The organism is Streptomyces sp. NPDC096324 (assembly GCF_044763015.1).
GTDB lineage: Bacteria > Actinomycetota > Actinomycetes > Streptomycetales > Streptomycetaceae > Streptomyces.
Genome location: NZ_JBIWFK010000015.1, coordinates 1 through 23383, shown reverse-complemented (window position 1 = coordinate 23383; position 23383 = coordinate 1). Strand labels below are relative to the sequence as shown.

21 protein-coding genes are annotated in these 23383 nt (G+C 70.4%); 8 read left to right on the top strand and 13 right to left on the bottom strand.

Annotated elements, in window-relative coordinates:
* Window positions 1-53: 53 nt before the first annotated feature.
* Window positions 54-1190 carry an FAD-dependent oxidoreductase gene (locus ACIQ7M_RS33155; RefSeq protein ID WP_403651174.1) on the top strand — a complete coding sequence of 379 codons (1137 nt, stop codon included), beginning with the start codon at window positions 54-56 and terminating at the stop codon, window positions 1188-1190.
* A 326-nt stretch (window positions 1191-1516) separates the two neighbouring features.
* Here ACIQ7M_RS33155 and ACIQ7M_RS33150 read toward each other — a convergent pair whose 3' ends face one another.
* The 3 genes from ACIQ7M_RS33150 to ACIQ7M_RS33140 form a co-directional block, all read right to left on the bottom strand.
* Entirely contained in the window at window positions 1517-2488 is a 972-nt protein-coding gene (locus tag ACIQ7M_RS33150) for a tetratricopeptide repeat protein (RefSeq protein WP_403651172.1), read from the bottom strand.
* Entirely contained in the window at window positions 2475-3713 is a 1239-nt protein-coding gene (locus tag ACIQ7M_RS33145) for an MFS transporter (RefSeq protein WP_403651170.1), read from the bottom strand. Before ACIQ7M_RS33145 ends, ACIQ7M_RS33150 begins: the two co-directional genes overlap by 14 nt.
* Before the next feature lie 86 nt (window positions 3714-3799).
* Complete coding sequence (locus ACIQ7M_RS33140; RefSeq protein ID WP_403651168.1) at window positions 3800-4075, bottom strand: hypothetical protein; 276 nt, start codon at window positions 4073-4075, stop codon at window positions 3800-3802.
* 190 nt (window positions 4076-4265) lie between these two features.
* On the opposite strand from ACIQ7M_RS33140, the gene ACIQ7M_RS33135 reads away from it, so the two are divergent.
* Both ACIQ7M_RS33135 and ACIQ7M_RS33130 read left to right on the top strand, forming a co-directional pair.
* Window positions 4266-4718: a MarR family transcriptional regulator gene (locus tag ACIQ7M_RS33135; protein WP_355776013.1), complete on the top strand. Its 453-nt coding sequence runs from the start codon at window positions 4266-4268 to the stop codon at window positions 4716-4718.
* 182 nt (window positions 4719-4900) lie between these two features.
* Window positions 4901-5227, top strand: a complete 327-nt coding sequence (locus ACIQ7M_RS33130; protein ID WP_403651166.1) for a LysR family transcriptional regulator — start codon at window positions 4901-4903, stop codon at window positions 5225-5227.
* A 66-nt stretch (window positions 5228-5293) separates the two neighbouring features.
* Here the strand turns inward: ACIQ7M_RS33130 and ACIQ7M_RS33125 are convergent, their stop codons facing one another.
* Complete coding sequence (locus tag ACIQ7M_RS33125) at window positions 5294-5788, bottom strand: GNAT family N-acetyltransferase (RefSeq protein ID WP_403651397.1); 495 nt, start codon at window positions 5786-5788, stop codon at window positions 5294-5296.
* Window positions 5789-5965: 177 nt separating this feature from the next.
* Here ACIQ7M_RS33125 and ACIQ7M_RS33120 point away from each other — a divergent pair, with 177 nt between their 5' ends.
* The 4 genes from ACIQ7M_RS33120 to ACIQ7M_RS33105 all read left to right on the top strand — a co-directional run bounded on the left by ACIQ7M_RS33120 (window position 5966) and on the right by ACIQ7M_RS33105 (window position 12271).
* Window positions 5966-6430 carry an ATP-binding protein gene (locus ACIQ7M_RS33120; RefSeq protein WP_403651164.1) on the top strand — a complete coding sequence of 155 codons (465 nt, stop codon included), beginning with the start codon at window positions 5966-5968 and terminating at the stop codon, window positions 6428-6430.
* A gap of 284 nt (window positions 6431-6714) precedes the next feature.
* Window positions 6715-8292 (top strand): MFS transporter, encoded by a 1578-nt coding sequence (locus ACIQ7M_RS33115; RefSeq protein ID WP_403651162.1) that lies wholly within the window; start codon window positions 6715-6717, stop codon window positions 8290-8292.
* A 141-nt stretch (window positions 8293-8433) separates the two neighbouring features.
* Window positions 8434-9438, top strand: a complete 1005-nt coding sequence (locus ACIQ7M_RS33110) for a threonine/serine dehydratase (protein WP_403651160.1) — start codon at window positions 8434-8436, stop codon at window positions 9436-9438.
* A gap of 199 nt (window positions 9439-9637) precedes the next feature.
* On the top strand, window positions 9638-12271 hold the full coding sequence (locus tag ACIQ7M_RS33105; RefSeq protein ID WP_403651158.1) for a LuxR C-terminal-related transcriptional regulator: 2634 nt from the start codon (window positions 9638-9640) through the stop codon (window positions 12269-12271).
* Between the two features lie 29 nt (window positions 12272-12300).
* Here ACIQ7M_RS33105 and ACIQ7M_RS33100 read toward each other — a convergent pair whose 3' ends face one another.
* From ACIQ7M_RS33100 to ACIQ7M_RS33065, 8 genes are all read right to left on the bottom strand, one after another.
* Window positions 12301-12786, bottom strand: a complete 486-nt coding sequence (locus ACIQ7M_RS33100) for a hypothetical protein (protein WP_403651156.1) — start codon at window positions 12784-12786, stop codon at window positions 12301-12303.
* A gap of 494 nt (window positions 12787-13280) precedes the next feature.
* Complete coding sequence (locus ACIQ7M_RS33095) at window positions 13281-14219, bottom strand: GlxA family transcriptional regulator (RefSeq protein ID WP_403651154.1); 939 nt, start codon at window positions 14217-14219, stop codon at window positions 13281-13283.
* Window positions 14220-14334: 115 nt separating this feature from the next.
* Window positions 14335-15408, bottom strand: a complete 1074-nt coding sequence (locus tag ACIQ7M_RS33090) for a lipocalin-like domain-containing protein (RefSeq protein ID WP_403651152.1) — start codon at window positions 15406-15408, stop codon at window positions 14335-14337.
* Between the two features lie 58 nt (window positions 15409-15466).
* Window positions 15467-16162: a crotonase/enoyl-CoA hydratase family protein gene (locus ACIQ7M_RS33085; RefSeq protein WP_403651150.1), complete on the bottom strand. Its 696-nt coding sequence runs from the start codon at window positions 16160-16162 to the stop codon at window positions 15467-15469.
* Window positions 16135-16290: a hypothetical protein gene (locus ACIQ7M_RS33080; RefSeq protein WP_403651148.1), complete on the bottom strand. Its 156-nt coding sequence runs from the start codon at window positions 16288-16290 to the stop codon at window positions 16135-16137. The genes ACIQ7M_RS33085 and ACIQ7M_RS33080 overlap by 28 nt, the downstream gene beginning before the upstream one ends.
* A 116-nt stretch (window positions 16291-16406) precedes the next feature.
* The gene (locus ACIQ7M_RS33075) at window positions 16407-16574 is read right to left on the bottom strand and encodes a hypothetical protein (protein ID WP_403651146.1); all 168 of its coding nucleotides are present in this window, start codon (window positions 16572-16574) and stop codon (window positions 16407-16409) included.
* Between the two features lie 168 nt (window positions 16575-16742).
* Window positions 16743-17453, bottom strand: a complete 711-nt coding sequence (locus ACIQ7M_RS33070) for a DUF4232 domain-containing protein (RefSeq protein WP_403651144.1) — start codon at window positions 17451-17453, stop codon at window positions 16743-16745.
* Between the two features lie 384 nt (window positions 17454-17837).
* A complete protein-coding gene (locus ACIQ7M_RS33065) occupies window positions 17838-18014 on the bottom strand; it encodes a hypothetical protein (protein WP_403651142.1) in 177 nt (58 codons plus the stop codon).
* A gap of 22 nt (window positions 18015-18036) precedes the next feature.
* Here ACIQ7M_RS33065 and ACIQ7M_RS33060 point away from each other — a divergent pair, with 22 nt between their 5' ends.
* Complete coding sequence (locus tag ACIQ7M_RS33060; protein WP_403651140.1) at window positions 18037-22617, top strand: glycosyl hydrolase family 18 protein; 4581 nt, start codon at window positions 18037-18039, stop codon at window positions 22615-22617.
* Window positions 22618-22971: 354 nt separating this feature from the next.
* Here the strand turns inward: ACIQ7M_RS33060 and ACIQ7M_RS33055 are convergent, their stop codons facing one another.
* On the bottom strand, window positions 22972-23265 hold the full coding sequence (locus ACIQ7M_RS33055) for an ImmA/IrrE family metallo-endopeptidase (RefSeq protein WP_403651138.1): 294 nt from the start codon (window positions 23263-23265) through the stop codon (window positions 22972-22974).
* Window positions 23266-23383 lie beyond the last annotated feature (118 nt).

Genomic DNA, 23383 nt, shown 5'->3' with positions numbered 1-23383 from the left:
AGCGTTTGCCAACACGTGTTGGCAACCTGATGCGCGACACCCGGAGGCCCGCCGTGAACAGCCCCGCCCCCGCACTGCCCGACCGCACCGAGGTCGCGATCGTGGGCGCAGGCCCCACGGGCCTCGCGCTCGCGGTGACCCTGGCGCTCGCCGGCATCGACTTCGTCCTGCTGGACCAGCAGGACGAAGGGGCCAACACCTCACGCGCCGCGGTGGTGCACGCCCGGACCCTCGAGGTCCTCGACGAACTCGGCGCCTCCGGCGAACTGATCGGACGGGGCGTCAAGCTCGACCGGTTCGCCGTCCGCGACGGCGCCCGCCGGCTGCTCACCGTCCCCTTCGACCAGCTCCCCACCCCGCATCCGTACACGCTCATGGTCCCGCAGTACGAGACCGAGGCGGTCCTGCTCGCCCGGCTGCGCGCCCTGGGCGGCGACGTCCACCGGCCCCACCAGGTCACCTCCGTCGTCCAGGACGAGGAAGGCGTGACCCTCACCACCGGCACCGGGCAGACCCTGCGCGCCTCCTACGCGGTCGGCGCGGACGGCATGCACAGCACCGTGCGCGAAGCCTCCGGCATCGGCTTCACCGGAAGCTCGTACGCCGAGTCGTTCGTCCTCGCCGACGTCGTCATGGACTGGGCCCCCGGCCCGGCCGAGGTCTCCCTGACCTTCGGCGCCGCCGGCCTCCTGGTCGTCGCCCCGCTCCCCGGCGGCCACTACCGCATCGTCGCCACCACCGATCAGGCCCCCGAACACCCCGACCTCGCCCTCGTGCAGCGGCTCCTGGACCAGCGAACCCCCGGCCAGGCCGCGGTCACCGGCGTCGCCTGGTCCTCCCGCTTCCGCGTCCACCACCGCGTCGCCGACCACTACCGCGCCCGGCGGCTCTTCCTCGCCGGAGACGCGGCCCACGTGCACAGCCCCGCCGGCGGCCAGGGCATGAACACCGGCATCCAGGACGGCTACGCCCTCGGCACCGCCTTCGCCACGGACGCCCTCGACGGCTACGAGGCCCGCCGCCGCCCGGTCGCCGAACGCGTCGTCGCCTTCACCGACCGCATGACCCGCATCGCCACCACACGCAACCCCGCCGTACGGATGCTGCGCAACACCGCCATGCGCCTGATGGGCCACACCCCCCTGCCCGGCAAGCTCGCCACCGAACTCGCCGAGCTCAACTACCGCTAGGCGGAGGCCTGTCCGCCTCACGGCGGTGCGGACGCCACGGGAACGACGGACGGGAACGACGGACGGGAACGACGGACGGGAACGACAGGTTGAGTACCGATTGCTCAGCCGCCACCGCACCGGCCGGATGTCCCCTGGAAGGGCAGTGAACCAGCCCTTCCAGGACGGGAAAGTCATGCACAAGACCCTGACGGCAGCAGGCCTCACCGCGGCGGTGGCCGGTGTACTCCTCGCGATTCCCGTCGCGTCGATCACGGTGGCACGACCGGAGCCCCGGGCGCCCGGGAGCCACAGCGCTCCGCCCGCCCAGGTGAAGCACACCGGACTCAACCACCGGGAACAGCAAGGCTGTTGAGCGCCTCCCGGGCCACGGTCAAAGTGGGGTGCCGCTCGTGGACCCTGTGCTGCAAGAGCCCGACGACCCGCTCGTACAGCGACCGGGCGAGGCCGCGGTCGCCCTGGGACGCCTTCACCGCGGCCAGGTTCACCAGGGTCGGTGCCAGGTCGGGATGGTCCGCGCCCAGCAGTTGTTCCTTGAGGCGCAGGGCGTCGGCGTAGGACGAACCGGCCGTGTCGAGTTCACCGCGGCGATGATGAATGGCGGCGAGGTTGTGCAGGGACACGGCCACGTCGTAACTGTCGGGGCCGAAGACGTCCTGGAAGACGGCGAGGGCCTGACGCAGCCGGAGCTCGGCGTCGTCGAGACGCCCGCATCCCTCCAGCAGAGCGGCCCAGGCCGCCGCGTCGAGGGCCGTGAGAACGTGGTCCGGCCCGTGGAGCCGGGTACGGATCTCCACCGAGCGGGCCGCCCACGGTTCCCCGCCCTCCGCGTCACCCCGCGCGTGGGCGAGCCCGCCGAGGTTGTGGCACACCATGGCCACGGTGTCGTGATCGGGCCCGTACGCCTCTTCATAGATTTTCAGCGCCCGCAGGTAGCGCCTCTTGGCGGCCTCGAAGTCCCCGGTGTACTTGCCCAGGACGCCCCATTCGTTGCACAGCCAGGCCACGGTCGGCGACGAGGGACCGGTGGCGCTCTCCGCCGCGGCGAGCGTCGACGACAGCAGCAGTTCGGCGTGCCGGTATCTGCCCCGCATCCGCCAGGCGGTGGCCAGCATGCCGCGTACCTCGATGTCCCGCACCCCGAAGAGCCCCGTACGCAGGGCGCGTGCCGAGGAGGGGTCGGCGTCGAGCGCGGCGCGCAGCAGTTCCTCCGCCTCTTTCGCCCGGCCTGCCTCCAGCGCGTACTCGGCTGCTTCGATGGCCCTCCGCAGGGCGGGACTGTGTTCACGGCCGGTCATCGGGGCCTCCTTCGGGGAGAATGCGGGCAAGGCTCAGCGCACCCAGCGCGGTTACGCCGAGAACGGCGGCGGAGACGGCGAAGAACAGCCGTATGGAGCCGGCCCCCAGCAGCGTTGCGGTGGCCGCCGCACCGATCGCGAAGCCGCCCGTCCACGCCAGGGTGTGGGCCCCGTTGTAGCGTCCGGCCAGTCCCGGGGGCGCCAGGTCGTTGACCAGCGCGGTGACGACCGGCATGTAGGCGATCTCCCCGAGGGCGAACAGCACGGCCGCCACGAGCAGACTTCCGGTACCTGGGGCCGGCGCCGAGTCCACGGCGACGATCGCCCAGGCCCCGGCCATGCAGGCCGCTCCTCCCGCGAGGACGACCGGCCGGGGAAACCGCGTCAGAACGCGCTGGGCGGGAACCTGGACGAGCGCGACGACGAGCATGTTCGCGGTGAACACCCACCCGAGGCCGTCGACATCGTGCGTCAGCACCGACACGGCCGGCAGGCCGATCTGAAGCTGGGCGAACCCGGCCGCCACCACCAGCAGCACGAAGACGAACACCCGGCGCATGGCCGGATCGCGGGCAACCGCCGCGTAACCCTGATCCGAAGACCCGGACCCGGGGCCGTGCCGGTCCGCGAGGCGCTCGGCCGCGCCGTGCGCCCGGGCGCCTGCCTCGATGCTCCGGCGGCGCCCGGCCACCCGGCCCACCAGCGCCGCCAGCACGACGAACGAGACCGCGTCGAGCGCGTACACCCAGCGCAGTCCGCCGACGGCTCCGAAGACGCCGAGCACGACGGCCGCACCGGCGACACCGAGCATCGCCCCGGTGGTCACGACGGTGTTGCGCCAGGAGAACGCCTTCTCCCGGGCACTCTCGGGCACCGATCGGGCCAGCAGCGCGTCCAGCGCCGGCGCGAGTGCCGTCGCCGCGCCCGTACCGGCGACGGCCGCCACCACCGCGGGCGCCACGACGCCCCCGCGTACGCAGGCCATGACAGCGGCGGCGGCAGCGGCCGCAGCGGCGACCCCGGTGACCGTACGGGCCGCCCCGTACCGGTCACTGAGCGCGCCTCCCGCCACGGCCCCGGCCACGGCGGCCAGCGAGCGGACCACGAGAACCGCTCCGACCTGACCGCCGGACAGGCCGCAGACGTCGTTGAGGTAGACGACCAGATAGGGGAACGTCGCCCCGGAACCGACGTTGGAGAGGAACTCGCCGAGGAGCACCAGCATGGCGACGGGCGGGAATCCCCCCGCCGGCACACCGATCCCGAACGGAGTCCTTCCCCTGGTCCCGGTTCCGAGGCCGCCCATTCCCGCTACTCGCCGGCCTCGTCGAACGAGACGCCGTGCAGCACGATCTCGTTGTGGTTGCCGCCGATCGCCCCGGCACGACGCGCCGCGCCCGCCTCGACGTCCTTCGGCGCCGGTTCGGAGGCCTGCGCGCCGCCGTCGACGACGATCTCGTTGTGGTTGGTCCAGACGATCTCGTTGTGGTTCATCGATCCGGCCTTGAAGCCCTGCTCGGGGCTCTTGTCGCCGTCGAGGTCGACGGTCACGACGATCTCGTTGTGGTTGTACGAACCGGTCTTCATGAAAAGGCTCCTTTCGAGGTCCGCCGATGCGGATGCCCCGACGTTAGGCAGCCGTCCCCACCGCCCGGTTGAGCAAGTGCTACTCATCTCGCCGGCCACGCAGGGGCGCGGTGCCGGGAGTTTTCGGCATGGCTTCGGAGACCGGTAGGGTCGGCCACGAGCGCGGAGAGTGACGGAGAGGGGGCGTGCGATGCCCACGCACTACGACGGGAGCGCCCGCGAGAAGCGGTCGCTGGACCTCTTCATCAAACTGATCCGGGCAGCCGCCTCGGTGGAGGCGCGCACCAGCGGCCCCCTGCTCGCCTCCGGGCTCACGACAAGCCAGTTCGGCGCCCTGGAGACCCTCTACTACGTCGGCCCGCTGCCGGCCGGACGCCTGGCCGAGAAGCACCTGAAGAGCCCGAACAACTTCACCGTCGTCATCTCCAACCTGGAGAAACAAGGCCTGGTCCGCCGTGAGAAGTCCCCCCATGACCGTCGCGTGGTCATGGTCGAACTCACCGAGTCCGGGCGCGCGGCGGTGGAGGAGACCATGCCCGCGTACGTCCGGGCCATCGCCGACGACCTGGACCGCCTCTCGGCCCGCGAGCAGGGCCAACTCGCCGACCTGCTGCGCAAGGTGGGACGCCCCGACGCCGAGTAGAGCCGCGCAAGGGTGTCAGCCCCCGGGTCTTGTCGAGCTCGTCCGCCACCCGCGGTGGCCGGTGCGGCCGGTCCGCTGGTGAGCACCGGATACTCATCCTCGCGACAGGGCCGCCTGCCAGGCTGCTGTCCGGAAAAGAGAGTGCCCTGGCGCGGCCGGTATCAAAGAGCCGGCATGAGCCGGTGTCGAAGACTCGCCGCTCGGCCGCAGTCCGCTCCGCAACCGCCGGAAACAGCGCCTGGATCCTCCCGCACTCTCGTCGAGCTGTCCGGAGGGCTTCCGTGGTCAGCGACGAACAACGGGCCATACTGCATGTCTTGGAACGCGAGGGGACGCTGTCGCGGGCCGCCGGTGCGCTGAGGATGACACCACTCGCGGTGTGCCGGCGACTGGCCGATCTGGAAACGGCACTTGGGGGTGTTGTACTCCAGCCCTATGGCCGCCACATCCGGCTCACCCGAGCCGCCAGCAGGCTCGCACAAGAGCTTGCTCAAGCCGGTGAGCGGTAGTCACCCTGAGGGGCGGGGGCACGTCGAAGAGCCGGGAAGCCGGGCCGAGTTGACGACATGCCCGGCTCAGGTCAGCGGCTTGTGCATCACGATGCAGGGCCGGCCCAGCTGGATGTCGCGGCGGCGGTCGATCTCCCGCCAGCCGAGTGAACTCCAAAAGGCCGAGGCCGAGGGGTTGTTCTCCAGAACCGCGATCCTCAGACCGTCCCGCCCCTGACGACGGAACCGCTCCTCGACAGCCGCCACGACCAGCCGGCCGACGCCCCGGCGGCGCCGGTCTCCGTGCACCATCAGCAGCCCGATCCAGGGATACCCGTCCTTGGGGTGCCGGTCCAGCAGACAGACCAGTCCGACGGCCCGGCCCTCGGTGTCCCGGGCGAGCAGGACATGACCTCCGTCGCCCCCGGCCTCCTCGCGCAGATCGGCTTCGACCTGTTCGGGTGCGATGCGCTCGGGGTCGTACTCACCGGAGCCGCGACAGTACGCGGGGTTGCTCGCGTAGATGCCGACGGCCTCGGCGATCTCGTTCGGCGTGAACCTCATCGGGGTGAGAGTCGGCATGATCACGCGGCAAGCCTAACCAGGTCAGCACGCGGTCCGAGCTCGTACGCAGGGCGAGAAGCCCGGCCCCACCGTCGTCGTCGCCGCGCGGTTTGAGTACCGCTTTCTCAGTCGAAAAGGGGCGCACAGCCGTTTCCTGGAAGAGTCGCACAGCAGCTCTCCGAGGTCGTGATCACCATGACGTGCCCCACCATCACCGCCGACTCGCCGCAGACTCTCCTCGCCTCCCCGACGGCCGGACCGTCGTCGGCGGACGAGACGTCGGGCGATTGGCGACTGGTCCTGGAGCACGGTCCGCAGGCACCTTCGTCCGCGCGCAGCGCCGCACGCAGGGTGATGCGGGCCTGGGGCGTCCACGAGGAGACCGTGGACGACGTCCTGATGGTCGTCTCCGAGTTCGTGACGAACGCGGTCCACTACGCCGAGCCGCCGATCGCGGTGAACCTGGGCCACTGCGACGATCAGGCCGTCCTGGTCTCGGTCACCGACGGCGGCCCCCGCCCCGTCGAGGACCAGTACGGCGCCGACCGCCCCGCCGACGAGCACGGCCGCGGCACCCACATCGTGGACGCCCTGGCCGTGGACGCCGGCGCCGCCGCCGGCGACGGGCTGGTCAGCCACTGGGCGGTCGTGAGCCCGTGAACCGGGCGTAGTGAGCCGCGACGCCGCGATGCCGCGATGCCGCGACGGCGCGGGAGCCGAGATCCTCCGGCTCCCCGCCCGCCGGCTCCTCCACGGACTTTCCGCCGCCCGCCGGGCTCCTCCACGGCCCCCGCCCACCAAGGCTCCGCGGCATTGAGTGCGCGTTACTCATTCCCCGCGGGACAGCTACGGACAGGCTGGTGAACAGCACGAATCCACGAATCCACGAATCCGGCATTGTCCAGCCGATCATCCGTCCCGGATCATTCGTCCAAGGAACTCTCGTGAACGGTCTCACCTCCTCAGACCATCCCGACGGCCCGGCGCCCGCCGTGCGCCACGGCGCGGTACTGCTCGTGACCTGTCTGGCACTGGCGACCGTCGTCTCGGCGATGGCCTCGCTGAACGTGGCCCTGCCCGGCATCGCCCGCGACACCCACGCCGACCAGACCCAGCTGTCGTGGATCATCGACGCCTACAGCCTGGTCTTCGCCGCCCTGCTGCTCCTCGCGGCGACCCTGGGCGACCGCTTCGGCCGCCGCAAGGCGCTGCTCGGCGGCCTGGCGACCTTCGCCGGAGTCTCCCTGGCCGCCACGTTCACCACCGACCCCGTCGTCCTGATCGCCCTGCGCGGTGTGCTGGGCGTGGCGGCGGCCTTCATCATGCCCGCGACGCTGTCCACCATCACCAGCACCTTCCCGCGCGCACAGCAGGCACGGGCGGTCAGCATCTGGGCCGCCGTGGCCGGGGCCAGCGCGGTCCTGGGCCTGCTGGCCTCCGGTGCCGCCCTCGAACTGTGGTCCTGGCGCTCGGTGTTCTGGCTGAACGTCGTCCTGGCGGGCGTGGCGCTGATCGGCACCTACCGCTTCGTCCCGGAGTCGGCGCAGCCCGACAGCCGGCGCATCGACGTGGTCGGCGCGGTCCTGACCGTGCTGGGCCTGGGTGTGCTGGTCTTCTCGGTCATCCAGGCGCCGGAGCACGGCTGGGGGAGCGCGCGCACCCTGGTGGGCATCGCCGCCGGCCTGGTGGTGCTGGGCGTGTTCGTGGCGTGGGAGCTGCGGCACCCGCACCCCCTGCTGGACCCGAGGCTGTTCCGGCGGATGCCGTTCGCGGCCGGATCGCTGTCGATCACGCTGCAGTTCTTCGCCTTCTTCGGATTCATCTTCGTCGTCATGCAGTATCTGCAGCTCGTACGGGGTGACAGTGCCCTGGTGGCCGCGGTGAGCGTGCTGCCGATGTCCGCGGCGATGATCCCCAGCGCTCGCCTGAGCCCGCGTCTCGTCGCCCGAAGGGGCGCCCGCGGCCCCTGGACCGTGGGACTGCTGCTGGTCGCCACCGGCCTGTTCGTCATGGCACGGCTGGACGCCGACAGCTCGTACTGGCTGCTGGTGAGCGGGCTCGTGCCGCTGGGCGCGGGGATGGGACTGGCCATGGCCCCCGCCACCGCCGCGATCACGGACGCGCTGCCGTCGCACCTGCAGAACGTCGGCTCCGCCGTCAACGACCTGTCCCGGGAACTGGGCGGCGCGCTGGGCATCGCGGTGCTGGGCAGTGTCCTGAGCGCCGGATACCGCAGCCACCTCGACGTCGGCGCGGTCCCCGCCCCGGTCGCGGACGCCGCCCGTTCCTCCCTCGCGGCAGCCGCCCAGGTGGGGCAGAGCACTGGAAACCTGTCGCTGGTGGACCAGGCGCGGGACGCCTTCGCCTCCGGCATGCACCTCGCCATGGTCAGCGGCGGCGTCGCCGCCCTTGTGGCCGCCGTGGTCGTCGCCCTCCTGCTGCGGCGCACCGCCAAGAGCCACACCGTGGCCGGCCACCGGCAGACCGACACGGCCGGCCAGGCCGCCCGCTCGGCCCGGTAGCGGGCCGCACCGGCCACCGGGCCGCACCGGCCACCACCGGGCCGTGCGGACACGCGCCCCCACCGGACGCCGGACGCGGCCCAGGTCCCCGGACGAGCCCGACCGAAGGTCATTTCCGTTCTGGAGGGACGAGGCCCAGCCATGACTGTCCTGACGTTCAACGACATCTACGCCGCTCGCCAACGCCTTGAGCCCGTCATCGCCCGCACACCGCTGCTCGCCGCGCCATGGGCCTCCTGCGGACACCGCTCACTGCTCCTGAAGCCCGAGAACCTGCAGGTCACCGGCTCGTTCAAAATCCGAGGCGTCTGCAATTTCCTCCTGCGGCTGCCCGATGCCCAAAGGGCACGAGGGGTCGTGGTGGGCTCGAGCGGAAACCACGGCAGAGCCCTCGCCCACGCGGCCCGCCAAGAAGGCGTGAAGGCCACGGTCGTCCTGCCCTCCACCACACCCGAAGCGACGATCGACAGCGTCACTGGACAAGGCGCCGAGGTCCGGCTGGCACCGGCGCGGGACTGCGCCCTCCTCGCCGAGCGGCTTGCCGAGGAACACGGCCACGTGCTCGTCCCGCCCTTCGACGATCTCGACATCATCGCCGGCCAGGCGACGATCGGCCTCGAGATCGCCGAGGAGGCCGTGGCCCTGGGCCTGGACGTCGCCACCGTGCTGGTGCCGGTCGGCACGGGCGGGCTGATCTCAGGGGTCGCGGCCGCGCTGAAGCTCACCCGCCCCGGCATCAAAGTGGTGGGCGTCGAGCCCGAACTCGCGGCGGACGCCCAGGAGAGCCTGCACCGCGGACGGCGGGTGTCCTGGCCGGCCGAACGCGTCGGCCGCACCATGGCCGACCGACTGAGCACGACCACCGTCGGACAGCTCGCCTTCGAGCACCTGCGGGCGTTCGTCGACGACATCGTCACCGTCACCGAGGACGAGATCGCCTCCAGCGTGACCCTGCTGGCACGGCACGCCGACATGAGCGTCGAGCCGTCCGCGGCGGTCACCGCGGCGGCACACCTTTACCACGAGCACGACCTCCCGGCCGCCGGCAGACAGGTGGCCGTGATCAGCGGCCGGAACATCGACCCCGCACTCCTCACGCGCCTGCGCGAGAAACCCCCTCTGCCTTTCCACAACTGCACCGGCTGAACCCCCGGCCGGACCCCGAAACAGGACGCCGAACCGCCACCGGACCCAAAAGCAGGACCAGGGCGACGCCGGACGCCGCGCGTATGATGGAGAGTCCGGGAATGATCCGAGTTCGACCGGATAATCCCCGACGGCGGACCCCACATTGCTGCGAGGACGTTCGAGGATGAAAAAAATCGGCGCCGGACAACAACCTCTCGTGGGACGCATCACCGAACTGGCCCTTTACAACGAGGCACTGGCCGACCCCGGCGGGCGGGGTTTCTCGATCCACGGACCTCAGGGCGTAGGAAAGTCCAGACTCGCCGACGAATGCCTTCACACCGGCGCGTCGAAGGGCTGGAACACCGTCCGGGCGACCGCCACACAAGGCGCTTCGGCCGTCCCCTTCGGAGCCCTCGCCCACATCATCCCGGCAGGCACGACCGCCGCCGACGTCACCAGCGTGTTCACCGCCATCGCATCGGAAATCGAGGGAGGGAGAACGAAGAGAACGAAGGGAACCCTCTTCCTCGTCGAGGACATTCCCCTGCTCGACCAGTCCTCCCTCATCATTCTCCAACGCCTTTCTGACGCCGGAAAGATATTCCTCCTGTCGACCGCACGCGACGGCCAACCGGCAACCCAGGACACCCGGTCACTGACCACCGGATCCGGATTCCGTCAGGTGAATCTCAAGAACCTCGACCAGGAGGGAACCCACCATCTCCTCGAGTCGATGCTCGACGGGCCCGTCAGCCGCAGAACCTCGTACGAGATATACCTGAAGAGCGCGGGAAATCCCCTCTTCCTGCGGGAACTCGTCATCGCCGCACTGGACGCCCGGACCATGCACGACGACGGCGAGGTCTGGGAACTGGCGCCCGCCGCACAGCCGGAGACGACCACACCGCACCTGGCCGAACTGGTCGAGACGAGACTGTCCGCCCTCTCCGCCCCCGCGCGCACCCTCCTCGAGGCGGTCTCCCTCTGCGGCACCATCACCCCAGGCAGCCTCCTGTCCGAGACGGAGCGGGACGAAGCCCTGCTGGAACTCGAAGCCGAAGACCTGGCCCACGTGTCCCTCGACAGACGCCGCACCCGCATCGACCTGACACACCCGATCTACGGCGAAGCGCTCCAGGCCAACATGCCCGCCTTCAAACGCCGACGGCTCTACCTCAACCAGGCACAGGCCCTGAGCGCACACGGCCTGCGGCGGCGCGGAGACTTCTTCCGCTCCGTCGCCTGGCAGGTCGAGGCCACCGGCACCGCCGAGACCGGACAACTGCTCGCCGCCGCCCGCATCGCCCAGGACACCCACAGCTACGACCGGGCCGTCCAACTGCTGGAAGCGGTACCGCAGGAGGAGAGGGACGCCGCCTGCCTGCTGCTCCTCGGCCACTGCCTCGCGCAGGCCGGCCGCACCGACGAGGTGGAGGCGGTCCTCGTACAGGCCCAGGAACTGGCGGCGGGCGAGGACGAGATCCTCGACGTCGCCTTCACCCGGGTGCAGAACCTGTTCTGGGTCCAGGGACACCAGGCCGAGGCCCTGAAAGTGATCGAACAGGCGGCCCGGCACGCCCACAGCCCGTCCGCGAAGTTCCGCATCCGCTCCGCCGAGGCGACCATCCGCATCGCCTGCGGCGACCCCCGGGCCGGCCTCGACGCCCTGGGCGAGATCGGGTACGAGGCCGACGACCCGGCGGACGTCAACGTGCTGCTCCTCAGCCTCATGTACAAGTCCCCGGGGCTGACGATGACCGGCCGCACCGCCGAAGCCATCACGACCGCCGAGACCGCCTACGACGTCCACCTCAAACACCACGACCAGGCCCTCTACCTGCACCCCGCGGCCCAGCGCAACGGCCTGGTCTTCGCCCTCGCCGAGGCCGGCCGGCTGGACGAGGCACGCACCGTCGGCAACCTCGCCCTCACCGAACTCATGGCGGCACGCGCACACGTGCCGCACGTCTGGACGGCACTGCAACTCGCCCGCGCCGAATGGCTCGCGGGCCACCCCCGCTCCGCACGCCACTGGTACGCGGAAGCGATCGCACTCGGCCGCCCGCTCGGACAGACCCTCGCCATGCGCCCCGCCCTGTGCGGGCTCGCGGCCGCCGCCGCGCAGGTCAACGACAACGACGCCGCCGAGAAGGCACTGGCCGAGGCACACCAGTACCCGCGCGTCGGCCTGTTCGTGGGCGAGGACGACCTCGCCACGGCCTGGCTGCACGCGGCCGCGGGCCGGCTCGAGGCCGCCCGCGAGGTCCTCGTCGAGGCGGCCCTGCTGGCCCGGGACGCGGGAGTCGTCAGCTCGGAGGCCGCGCTGCTCACCGATGTCGCCCGACTGGGCGGGCCCCGGCAGGTGGTGGAGCGGATCACCCACCTCGCCCGGACCAGCGACTCGCCCTTCACCCACGCCCGGGCCGCCTACGTGAGCGAGCTGGCCGGCAAAGACCCCAAGGCCCTCGAATCCGTGTCGCGGTCCTTCGAGGAGATGGGCGCGGTCCTGCTGGCGGCCGAGGCCTCCGCGGCGGCCGCCGCGGGATGGAAGCGCGCCGGCGAGACCCGTAAAGCCACCGCGGCGGCCAACCGCACGAGCCTGCTCGCGGCGCAGTGCGAGGGCGCCCGCACCCCCCTGCTGACCACAGCCCCCGAACCGGCGGCGGCGCTGACGCCCCGCGAGCGCGACATCGCACTCCTGACCAGCTCGGGCGCCTCGGCACAGGAAGTCGCCGACGCGCTGTCCATCTCCCGCCGGACCGTGGAGAACCACCTGTACAACATCTACGGGAAACTCGGCGTGTCCACGCGCGCGGAACTCAAGAAGGCCCTGAACCCGAAGACTTGAGCCGACGGCGGCCGGGCCGGCGAACGGTCCTACCTGGTATGCCGGTTCAGGTCCTGGCAGGCATGGAGGAGGTCGTGCCGCGCGTTCAGGAGATGGGCCGTGACGCCGGGATCCTCCTCGGACTGTCTCGACTGCGCGGCCGCCGCGGCGCTCTGCACGACGAGGCCGCGGACGGCGTCCACCAGATGGGGAACCCACAGCTGGTACAGGCGCCGGTCGGTGGGGAGGGCAAGACGGATCTGCGTTCGCTGCCGGGCGTGGACCAGCCATCGCCTGGTCGGCAGATTCCCCGTGATCGGGGACAGCCGGTGCCGGGTGGAGAAGGCCAACCGCCGCCGCCACACGTCGGCTTGCGGACCCGGCAGCCGCAGCATGTCGTCGTCGAAGCCGAGGAGAGCGTCGATGAGAACACCGGCCCACTGCCGCAGATGATCCGCCTGGACGGGCGGACGCTCGGATCGTCCGGCCGACTGCTGAGCGGTCCACCACAACTGGTGGCGCGCCGCGGCGTCCACGTCGCACGCCACTCCGTGGGGCCGGGCGTGGCATGTACGGGAGTGAGCAGAGGATGTCCTGGCGGTGGTGGTCATGTCTGCGAATTTTCCTCACGGTCGGGGGATCAAGGAGGAGTGGGCCGAGGGGCGCGCGCCGCCGGACCGGGACGCCAGGTCATCCGGCGGTCGGATGCGGCGTACTGCCGTACAGGGCAGCTGAGTTGAGCTCGTGCGGAGCGAGGCGGCCGGGTCGCCCAGTTTCCTTCCTGGGCGACACGGCCACCTGGGCGCGACGGTCCCGTCCCCACGGGAGGCCGTCACACGAACCGGGAGCCCTGGCCACCGCTCATGGCCGACTCACGGAACCTGGTTCCACGGTCGGCCACCGGCGAGGTGAGCACGTGAGTAAACAGTGCTCACCGGCGCGCGGAGGGGCGTGGCGCGGGGACGCCGGGACGCCGGGACCGTCCGCGCCTGTGCCGGCGTCCTCGAAAGGTCTTCTCAGCGGGCGCGGGTCACCGGCCGGTGCGCAGCCTGCGGACGCTGCCCGCGTCCCGGTAGCCCACGCGGTGGGCGATGTCCTCGGCCGGCAGTGAGGTCGTCGCGCGAAGATGCGTCGCCCGCTCCGCGCGCAGGGCGCGCAGGAAGGCGTACGGAGTGGTCCCCAGCCCTTCCTTCACGTGGCGTTCCAGGGTGCGGCGGGTCACCTTGAGGGCGAGTGCGGCGTCGGCCACCCCGACCTGTTGGTGCAGATGCGTGCGCGCCCATGCCTCGAAGTCGCTCACCAGCCGGTCCTGGCCGTGGAGATGGTCGGTGAACGCGGCCACGCTCGGCGTGGGCCGTTGGTCGATCAGCAGTGCCCGAGCGGTCTCGGAGGCCAGCCGCGGACTGATCCGTGCGACCAGGCTCAGCGCGAGGTCGATATGAGCGAACGCCGCACCGGCGGTGACGACGGCGCCGTCCCGCACCACCATGCGGTCCATGTCCAGCGTGACCTTCGGATAGCGCTGGACGAACAGGTCACGCAGCCACCACGTGGTCGTCGCGGAGCGGCCGTCGAGCAGTCCGGCCTCGGCGAGCAGGAAGGTGCTCGTGCAGGCGGCCGCGGCAGGATGGCCGTCCGCCGTCCAGCGGCGCAGAGCGGAACGGACGGCGCGGATCTGGGGGCGCATGAGCGCGTCGACCATGGTCGCCGGGCTCTGCGCGCCGAGCGCCGGGACGAGCAGCAGGTCGATTCCCGCCGAGGCCGCGTCCTCCAGGGGGCGTGCCGCGGCCACGAGGAGTCCGCCTGCCGTGGTGATCGGGGTACCGCCCGGGGTGAGGAGTACGCACTCCAGGCCGGGAAGCCCGGCATCCACGCGCTCACGCGCGGCGTGGGCGGTCCGCAGGACGTCGAGTACCGAGGTCAGTCCGGAGTCCCAGCATCCGTCGACCGCCACCACACCGAATCGCATGGCATGCCCTCTCTCCTCGCGCCGGCCCCGGTGTCCCGCACCTGGACGGCGGGTGCCGATCCCGCGTCCGCGACGGCCGTGGGGCGTCCGGCGCGGATCACGGTACCGTCCGAGGTCAGGCCTGATGGCCGACGACCGGGACGGCCTTGGGCGCGGGCGGCTGCCGCAGGGGCGCGAAGTGGAGGAGCTCCCACAGGGCCCTGGCCCGGAGCGTCCGGGTGCCGTCGGCGCCGGCACGGTGCAAGGACGCGGCGCCCAGGAAGCGGTGGTAGGCGCCCGCCTGCCCGAGGTCGAGATGGAACACGTCCTGCTCGTGGTCGAAGGCCACGGTGTAGCGGTGGGACCCGTTCGACACGTGGTATTCGAGGTGCGAGCCGACCGGAACGCGCGTCGCGGGGCGGACACGGACGTCCCGTTCGGTGAACGACACCGCGTCGGCGCCGACCGCGGAGACTTTGACCTCGTTCTCCTCCACGACGAGCACCGCGGGCAGCGGAACCTTTCCGAACCGCTCGTGGCTCACGAACATGAGGGTGACCACGGTGTGGTCGCCGATCCGAGCCCGCCCCCAGTACCAGTGATCCAGCACCTTGCGCGGTGCGATGTTGCCCCAGTTGTGGTCGTGGTAGCCGTCGCCCCTCACACCGCGCACCGTGCCGCCGACGTCGAGGCGGCCGTGCACGTCGCCGCGGGCCACCATGGGCAGCCAGGCGATGTAGTGCTCTTCCTCGGGGCCGAAGAAGGCGTGCCCGGTGGCCGGACGCCAGGGCGGGACCCGGGCGGTGAGCCGGAGGTCCAGTTCGACGTTCTCGATCTCGACATGGACGGCGTAGCCGTCCGGTCCGCCCCGGAACGTGTTGCGGCCGATGACGACGTCACAGCCTTCGGCGGACGCCGAGAAGTCGCCGGGTTCCCCGGTGAAGGTCTTGTCGGTCCGGGTCCCGTCGGGGCCGGTCACGGTGAGCAGGACGAAGGGTGTGAGCGGTGTCTTCGGGGAGACGAACGGGGGTTTCGTGTGGAACTCCACCGTCAGGGTGGTCCCGTCGTCGAGATGGGCGTCGCAGTACCACCACTCGAACGTTTCGGAGGATGGGTCGGTCCGCAGCCCGTCCTCCCAGTCCTGGACGACACCGGGTGTCAGGGCCAGCCTTCGGTAGTGCCGTGGCTGGTCACCGATGAGTGCGTGCATGTGCTTCCTTACGTTCGCGGGCGGGAGCCGTCGGCGGCCCGGGGTGTTCCCGGGTCGGTCAGGCACCTCGGAAGACGGGCGCCCTGCGCTCGATCAAGGAGGCGACGCCTTCCGCGGCGTCGCCCGTGGCGAAGAGCCGCGGGCCCACGTCGCCGCGCAGGGCGGCCGCCGACCTCGCGACGTGCCCGGCCAGAACGGTGCGCGCGTCGGCCAGGGTGGCCTGCACCGCGAGCGGGGCCTGGGCCGCGATCCGGTGCGCCAGTTCCAGGGCCCGGTTCAGATGCTCACCGGCGGGGACCACCTCCTGCACCAGCCCGATGCGCCAGGCCTCCTGGGCGTCGAACTCGTCACCGGTGAGGAGGTAGCGCATGGCGTTGCCCCAGCCGACCCGCTCGGGCAGCCGGATCGTCGCGCCGCCGAGCGCGACGATGCCCCGGCTCACCTCCTGCTGTCCGAAGACGGTGTCCGCGGCGGCGACGCATATCTCGCTGTTGAGGACGAGTTCAAGACCCGCGGTGAAGCAGCGTCCGTGCACCGCCGTGACGACGGGCCTGCCGACGGGAGCCCGGTACAGACCCCAGGGGTCCCGCCCTTCTTCGGGAAGGATGCTGTCGTCACCCGTCGCCAGCCGTGGGGCCAGGGACGCGAGATCGAGCCCGCCGGTGAAGTGTTTTCCGTGCCCGTGGAGGACCGCGACGCGCAGCCCGGGATCATCCGAGAGCAGGGTCAGGGCGGACGACAACTGGGCGACCATGTCCGCTCCAGGGCGTTGGCCTTCTCCGGCCGGTTGAGCGCGACGCGCAGCACGGGACCGTCCCGCTCGACCAGCACTTTCGCGGTGGGGCTGTTCTCGCCGGCCGCTGCCGGCTGTGTGGGTGCCATGGCTTCACCGTAGGAAGCGCGCGGCGGGAGAAAGCGACATGCGCGGGGGAGTCTGCGACAACCCTGCCGTCTTGCCCTCGGCGGCATGGCGTACGACGGCACAGGGGCTTCGCCGGTCAGCTCCGGGGCGTCTCGGCCGCGGGGATGACGAGGGGCAGATCGGCAGTGACGGTGGCGCCTTCGGGGGTGGTGTCGATGGTGAGGGTGCCCCCGACCTCCTCGGCGCGCTCGCCCTCCGGCGCCAGGAGGCGGGGCAGGTGCTCGCGCGCGGTCGCGGCGATCACACCTGCCCGGCCGGCGGAAGCACCTCAGGAGCCGGTTGAGCGTGTGGGCTTGCAGGGCGGTCTCCGGTGATCTCGCCGAGTCACTGGTCCGTCGGCCGCCCGGGAGCCTTGCGCGTCGCGGCCGTGGACGTGCGGGAAGGCGGCGACGCGTCATCGGCCGGCGGACCGTCAGAAGTCGTACGGCTTCTTGGCGTTCCAGTTCAGCACGTCGGCCTCGGTCCAGGTGAACTTCTGGTTCTGCCCCTTGCTGACGACGGAGTAGAAGGGGCCGGGGCGACCGTCCTCGCCGCGCAGCGCGAAGGCGAGTGACTGCGCCGTGTGGTTCTTGGAACCGTAGGCGAAGAGGTTCACCGCGCTGTACACCTTGCCTCCGGGCTGGAGCGTGATGTGCTTGTCGCCGCCCGGGGCGTCCTTCTTGGAGTGCGGCAGCGCGACGTTGTCGTTGTTCCAGTTGAGTACCACGGCCGGGTAGGAGGTGACCCAGCAGGGCTTGGTGCCCTCGTTCACCGCGGTGAGCAGCAGGTGGTCGCCCTGCTCGCCGGCGAACCGGTGCACCGCGGTGACCAGCAGCTCGTCTCCGCCGCACTGCCGGGCGCCGGCCGTTGTGCTCTTGCTCGCCATCTCCCGCACCCCGCCCGCGGCGGTCGCCGAGGACGCCCCTTCCTTGGTGTCACCACCGCTGTTGGCCTGCGCCGCGCTGCCCTTGGCGCCCCCCTCGGACGCGGACCGGCTCTGGGCGGTCCCCGCGCTGTGGCCGCGGCCCGCCGCCTTCGAGCCGCCGTCGGCGCCGCCACAGGCGGTCAGTCCCAGCGCCAGCGCGGCGGTGACGGTGGCCAGAGCGGCGGTACGGGCGGTACGACGGGCACGGTACGTGGTCATGATGAAAGCTCCCCCATGATCTGTGGGACACGGCGCCTTCCCTTGCTTTCGCAGGGCGGCCGGCCGCATCGGCTGTTTCGCTGCACCCCATGAGATGGCGCCGGGACGAGCATTGTTTACTCGGCTCTGTCCGCATTTGGTAACAAGACAACCGGGCCACAACAGGGCCCAGACACACCGGTGTTCACACCGCGCCCGCGCGAGCGGAGCGAGCCCGCCGGAGCCGTGAATCCGCGTCCACCTGACACGCCACCGCTGTCGGCCGACTTCCCGGGCGCTCAACCTGCCCGGACTCCGAAATCGTCCCCGACACTCACCACGGCGGCCCCGTCGGCGAGTTGACGGGGCCTCATCAATGATCGCGGCTTACGGTTGGGAGACCAATCAGTTTCCAACGATTTCGGTTGTTCCCGATCCGTTGGATGTGAGAAACGGGGAACTCGTGTTTCGCCGATTAATCGCCGCGGTGGCGGTGATGGCCGGGCTGACAGCGTCAGTTGTCGTTCCGGCCGCCGCCACCGATTTCCCTGCGGCCTCCACGCCCTTGATCAGCTGGAACATGCAGGGGTCCGACAACAAGGCAGTGACCGGCAGCAAGTGGACCAACACGGTCCATCGGCTGGCGTTGCAGGCGCCGATCCTGATGCTTCAGGAGGTCGGCCCGCAACCGCCTGAGAACAGCGCCGCACAGCCCAGCCAGACCTTCACCACGACCGACAGCCAGGGCAACAGGCATCAGTACACCGTGCTGCACCATACCTGGCTCGTCGGCAGCGGTTACCGCAACACCATCCCGACCCGTGAGGTCTACTTCCTGCAGACCGACGACGACGCGACCAACCCGCGCCGGATCGGTGGCCGGGTCAACAACGCGCTCGTCCTGACCGAGGCGCCCGACGAGCTGATCGTCGTCGGCAACCCGGTCGACGCCGGCCGGAACGCGCTCGGTGCGCGGTTCGGCAACGAGTGGTACTTCACCATGCACGGCCTGTCCGGCGGTGGCGGTGACTCCGGGGCGATGCTGGACGCCATCGACGACCAGATCGAGCTCCTCGGGAACCAGCGTCACGTCACCTACCACGCGACGGTCGGTGGCGACTTCAACGTCGAGCCGCGGGTCCTCCAGGGCCGGGACAGCTTCCCGCCGACCATGCGGATCAACAGCTCGGGTCAGGCGACCCACCAGAACAGCGGTGAGCTGGACTACTTCGTCAGCACCCACACCAACCTGGAGCCGACGGTCTCGGTCCGGTCCGAGGGCAACTCCGACCACCGGCCGGTCCAGTCCGGCCAGCTCAACGCGGCCGGGACCGACCCGTCGCCCAGCCCCAGCCCGTCACCCAGCGCCAACCCGGCGATCGACGAGCTCCGGGTGATGCCGACCGGCGACGGGATCACGGCCGGTGTGCACAGCACCGACGACGGTGGCTTCCGGGACTACCTGAAGACCATCCTGAAGGGCCTGACCGCCATTGCGGTGGTCGGTGGCACGGTGGCCGGGTTCATCTTCAAGCGCACGGACTTCGTCGGTGACCTGAAGAACGGCAAGCGCGGCGACCCCGACCACATGGGGTTCGACGGCAAGGGCATCGACGACATCAAGGCCCAGACGATCCCCGCGCTGCAGACGCTGAGGCCGAACATGATGACCCTGGTCGCGGGCACGGCCGACCTGGCCGGCGGTGCCGACGGCACGGCGACGGCCGGGAAGATGCGGAGCTTCCTGGACGCGATCTACCGGGCCTCGCCGACGACCACGGTCCTGCTCGGGACCCTGCCGCCGTCGACGAACCCGACGTACCAGGCCCGGATCGACGCCTACAACAGCGCGCTCCGCACGATCGCCGACGCCAGGATCAAGGACGGCGCACGGCTGGTGCTGGTCGATCTGGGCTCGGTCACCCCGCAGGACATCACCAACGAGATCTACCCGACCGACGCCGGCTACCAGAAGATCGCGGACGCCTTCGGCGAAGGCGCTCGGATCGCGGTCCTGCAGCACATGATCAGCGGCCGCTCGTACGTCTGGGAGCCGATCGGCAAGATCCGGGACGCCGCCGCGACCGGCTCGAAGATCGATTTCCCCGACCTGAACGGCGACGGCAAGGCCGACTACGCGGTGGTCGGTACGGACGGCAAGGTCACCGGCTGGCGCAACGACGACCCGCGCAAGGACGCGGTCTCGCTGGGCGACATCAGCCCGGCCGACCGCGGGAACAACCCCGCGCTGGTCTACTTCGCAGACCTGGACGGTGACGGCAAGGACGACTACATCCGGATCCTGCCGCCGGCCGACTCGCCGACCGGCATCCCCGCGATGCGGATGTCGCGGAACACCAGCAGTGGCGGCAAGATCAGCTGGGACAGCGCGACGATCGTCGCGAACAACCTCACCTACGAGCCGGAGCTGTACTTCACCGACCTCGACGGTGACGGCCGCGACGACCTGATCACGCTGGACCGGATGAGCTTCTCGACCGCCTGGCAGAACAAGGGCAAGGGAATGCCGACTCCGGGCGGCTGGGACAAGGTCGCGGGCTTCGCCACTCCGGGTGAGTCGCGCGGCGCGCAGGTCGCCTTCGCCGACATCACCGGTGACCACAAGGCCGACACGGTCCGGGTCGAGTACACCACCGGTGAGGTCCGGGCCTGGCAGAACACCGGCGCTCCGTGGAGCGTCACCACCGGCTGGAAGTCGCTGGGCGTGATCCGCGCCGACGATCCTTTCCAGGGCACCTACGGGACCTTCGCCGACCTGAACGGCGACGGGATCGAGGACTTCGCCATGACCCGCTCCGGTACGACGGCGAAGACCGCCGTCAAGACCGCCGTGGCGAGTGGTGCCGGTGACATCGAGGGCTGGCTGGTGCCGAGCTACGCCGACGGCAGCCGCAGCGACGGCGGTGCCGGTGATCTCGGTGCCAACGGTGGTGTCGGTGACCCGATGGAGTCGCACCCCGGTGGCGACGACGGCGGCTCGCGGCCGGCCGCGTCCGGCGACTGCCGGCCGGACGGTCTGGCGACCACCCCTGGCGTGGCGACGCCGTACTGCAAGGTCTATCAGAGTGACGGCCGGGAATGGCTCGGTCAGGGCCGGGGCCGCCGCGTCGTGGGCTACTTCAACGGTGCCCGCACGGGCGCCGACGGCACGCCGCACTACCTGGTGAAGAACATCCCGTGGTCGAAGGTGACCCACCTCAACTACGCGTTCGCGTCGGTGGAGAACAACAAGATCAAGGTCGACTCGAACGCCACCCAGAAGGAGTGGCCCGGCGAGGCCGGCGCCGAGATGGATCCCTCGCTGCCCTACAAGGGGCACTTCAACCTGCTGACGAAGTACAAACGCCTGCACCCGCGGGTGAAGACGCTGATCTCGGTCGGTGGCTGGGCCGGTTCCCGTGGCTTCTACGCGATGACCACCAACGCCGACGGCTCGGTCAACCAGGGCGGGATCGACACGTTCTCGAACTCGGTCGTGGACTTCCTGCGGACCTACGGGTTCGACGGTGTCGACATCGACTTCGAGTACCCCACGGTCCTCGAGGACACCGGCAATCCGACCGACTGGGCGGTGTCGAACCCGCGCCGCAAGGGTCTGCCCACGACGTACGCCGCGTTGATGAAGACGCTGCGGGACTCGCTGAACCGGGCTTCGGCCGCGGACAACAAGTACTACCTGCTCACCTCGGCGTCGACGGCCTCCGGCTACCTGACCCGCGGGATGGCGAACCAGACCGCGCTGGACTACCAGGACTTCACCAACCTGATGGCCTACGACTACCACGGCACCTGGAACGAGGTCGTGGGTCCGAACGCGGCGCTGTTCGACGACGGAAAGGACCCGGAACTGGCCGATCAGTACGCCACTCCGGAGTACGGGAAGATCGGGTACTTCAACACCAGTTGGGCGATGAAGTACATGCGCGGCGCGCTGCAGGCCGGGCGCGTCAACATCGGTGTGCCCTACTACACGCGCGGCTGGCAGAACGTCACCGGCGGTACGAACGGCCTGTGGGGCACGTCGCAGAAGCCGAGCGGCTGCCAGCCGGGTACGGGCATCAGGCGCCCGTGTGGTGACGGTGCCTTCGGCATCGACAACATCTGGCACGACGAGACCAGCAACGGCAGCGAGCTCGGCTCCGGGACGAACCCGCTGTGGCACACCAAGAACCTGGAGAAGAACATCACGCCGGTCTACGCGCCCAGCGTCGGGCTGAGGCCGGAGACCGACATCACCGACCGGCGCACCGGCCAGTACACCCGGTACTGGGACGACACCACGAAGACGTCGTGGCTGTGGAACGCCGAGAAGAAGGTGTTCCTGTCGACCGAGGACGAGCAGGGCATCGACGCGGTCACCGATCTGGTCAAGTCGACCGGTGCGGGCGGCGTGATGATGTGGGAGCTCGGCGGCGACTACTCCTGCCCGGAGGACATCCAGCCGGACACCCCGTGCGGGATGGGGTACACGCTGACCACCCGGCTGAACGAGAAGCTGGGCAATATCGGCGCCTATGACAACAGTCTGCGTACCGGCAGCAGTGGTGTCGCGCCGACGGTGACCGCCAACCTGAGCGTCGAGATGGTCAACTACCCGACCTCCACGGCGAACCTGTGGCCGTTGCAGCCGACCGTCCGGATCACCAACAACACCGGGCGCACGCTCGGCGGTGGCAAGGACACGAAGCTGTCGTTCGACATTCCGGCCTCGACGTCATGGCTGGTCAAGGACGGCAACTGGCAGACCGATGCCCAAGGCGGCCAGTGGAAGCTGTCGCCCGGTGCGACGCTCCACCGGATCAGCACGACGCTGGACTACTGCCAGATCATCCCGGCCGGGAAGTCGCTCGACCTGCCGATCATCTACTACCTCCCGATCACCGGTCCGGTGAACACGAGTCTGTCGATCGGCGGTACGGCGTACGCGCCGGTGACCGACAACCTCAAGGGACTCGGCGCGGCGACCCCGCCCGCCGGTGGCTGCAGTGCCGGGAACTGGGACGCGACCAAGATCTACTCCCCGGCCGGCCAGCCGATCGAGCAGACCACGGTCAAGTACAACGGCAAGGTCTGGAAGGCCAAGTGGGAGACCAAGGGCAGTGCCCCTGGCACCGGGGCCGACGCCGACCACGAGCCCTGGAAGCTGGTCGGCACCGCCGGCTGACCGTTCCCAGCCACCCGGCCTGACACTCCACGTCATGACCAGATAACCGGGGAGTGCTTCTGACCCGCAACGATGGGACTTGTCCAGGGTCCTGTTGGCTGCACGGGAAGAAGCACTCTCCGGGCGGGCAAACGTATCGGGTTGTACCCGCGTGCTCGTGTCGAGGACGGTGGCAGTGCGGTGGTCTCGCAGCCCGGGTGGTGCTGTTGGTCGAGACGGTCCCCATCGAGCAGCACCTCAGGGGCAGTTGTAACGACGCGGCTGCGGGTGTGACGAAGGGCGGAGAACGCCTCAGAGTGATCCTCGCGCACTCACGTGCAGTCAGCCGTGCGGGAGTTTCCGCACCTACCGTCGTCAGGCTGTGCGGCGGGCCGCCGCACGCATCGCTCGGATGCGAGCACCTGTTGCGGTCATGCGCCATTGGGTGAACTTGAGGCTGACGCCGAAGTGTTCGGCGACCCATTCGTCTGGAGTGTTGCAGTAAGCGAGGCGGAGTGCGGCATCGGAGGGGATAAGCAGCTCTCCGGAGAGTTCTGCCGCTTCGGCCTCCTGCTCACGGTCGCTTTCACGGCACTCTCCGCCGGAGGTGCGCAGCAGTGTGCTGAGGAGGGGTCTGCCGCACGATCGGGTGATCTTGACCTGCCCCACCTCTCAGGTTCCAGTTGTGGTGGCTACTGACCTTTTCGGACTGCCTTCGGGTGGTCTGGGGTGAGGGTCAGTCCGGTCTCGGTGAGGCAGCCGTCGATGAGTTCGGGATGATGCTGGA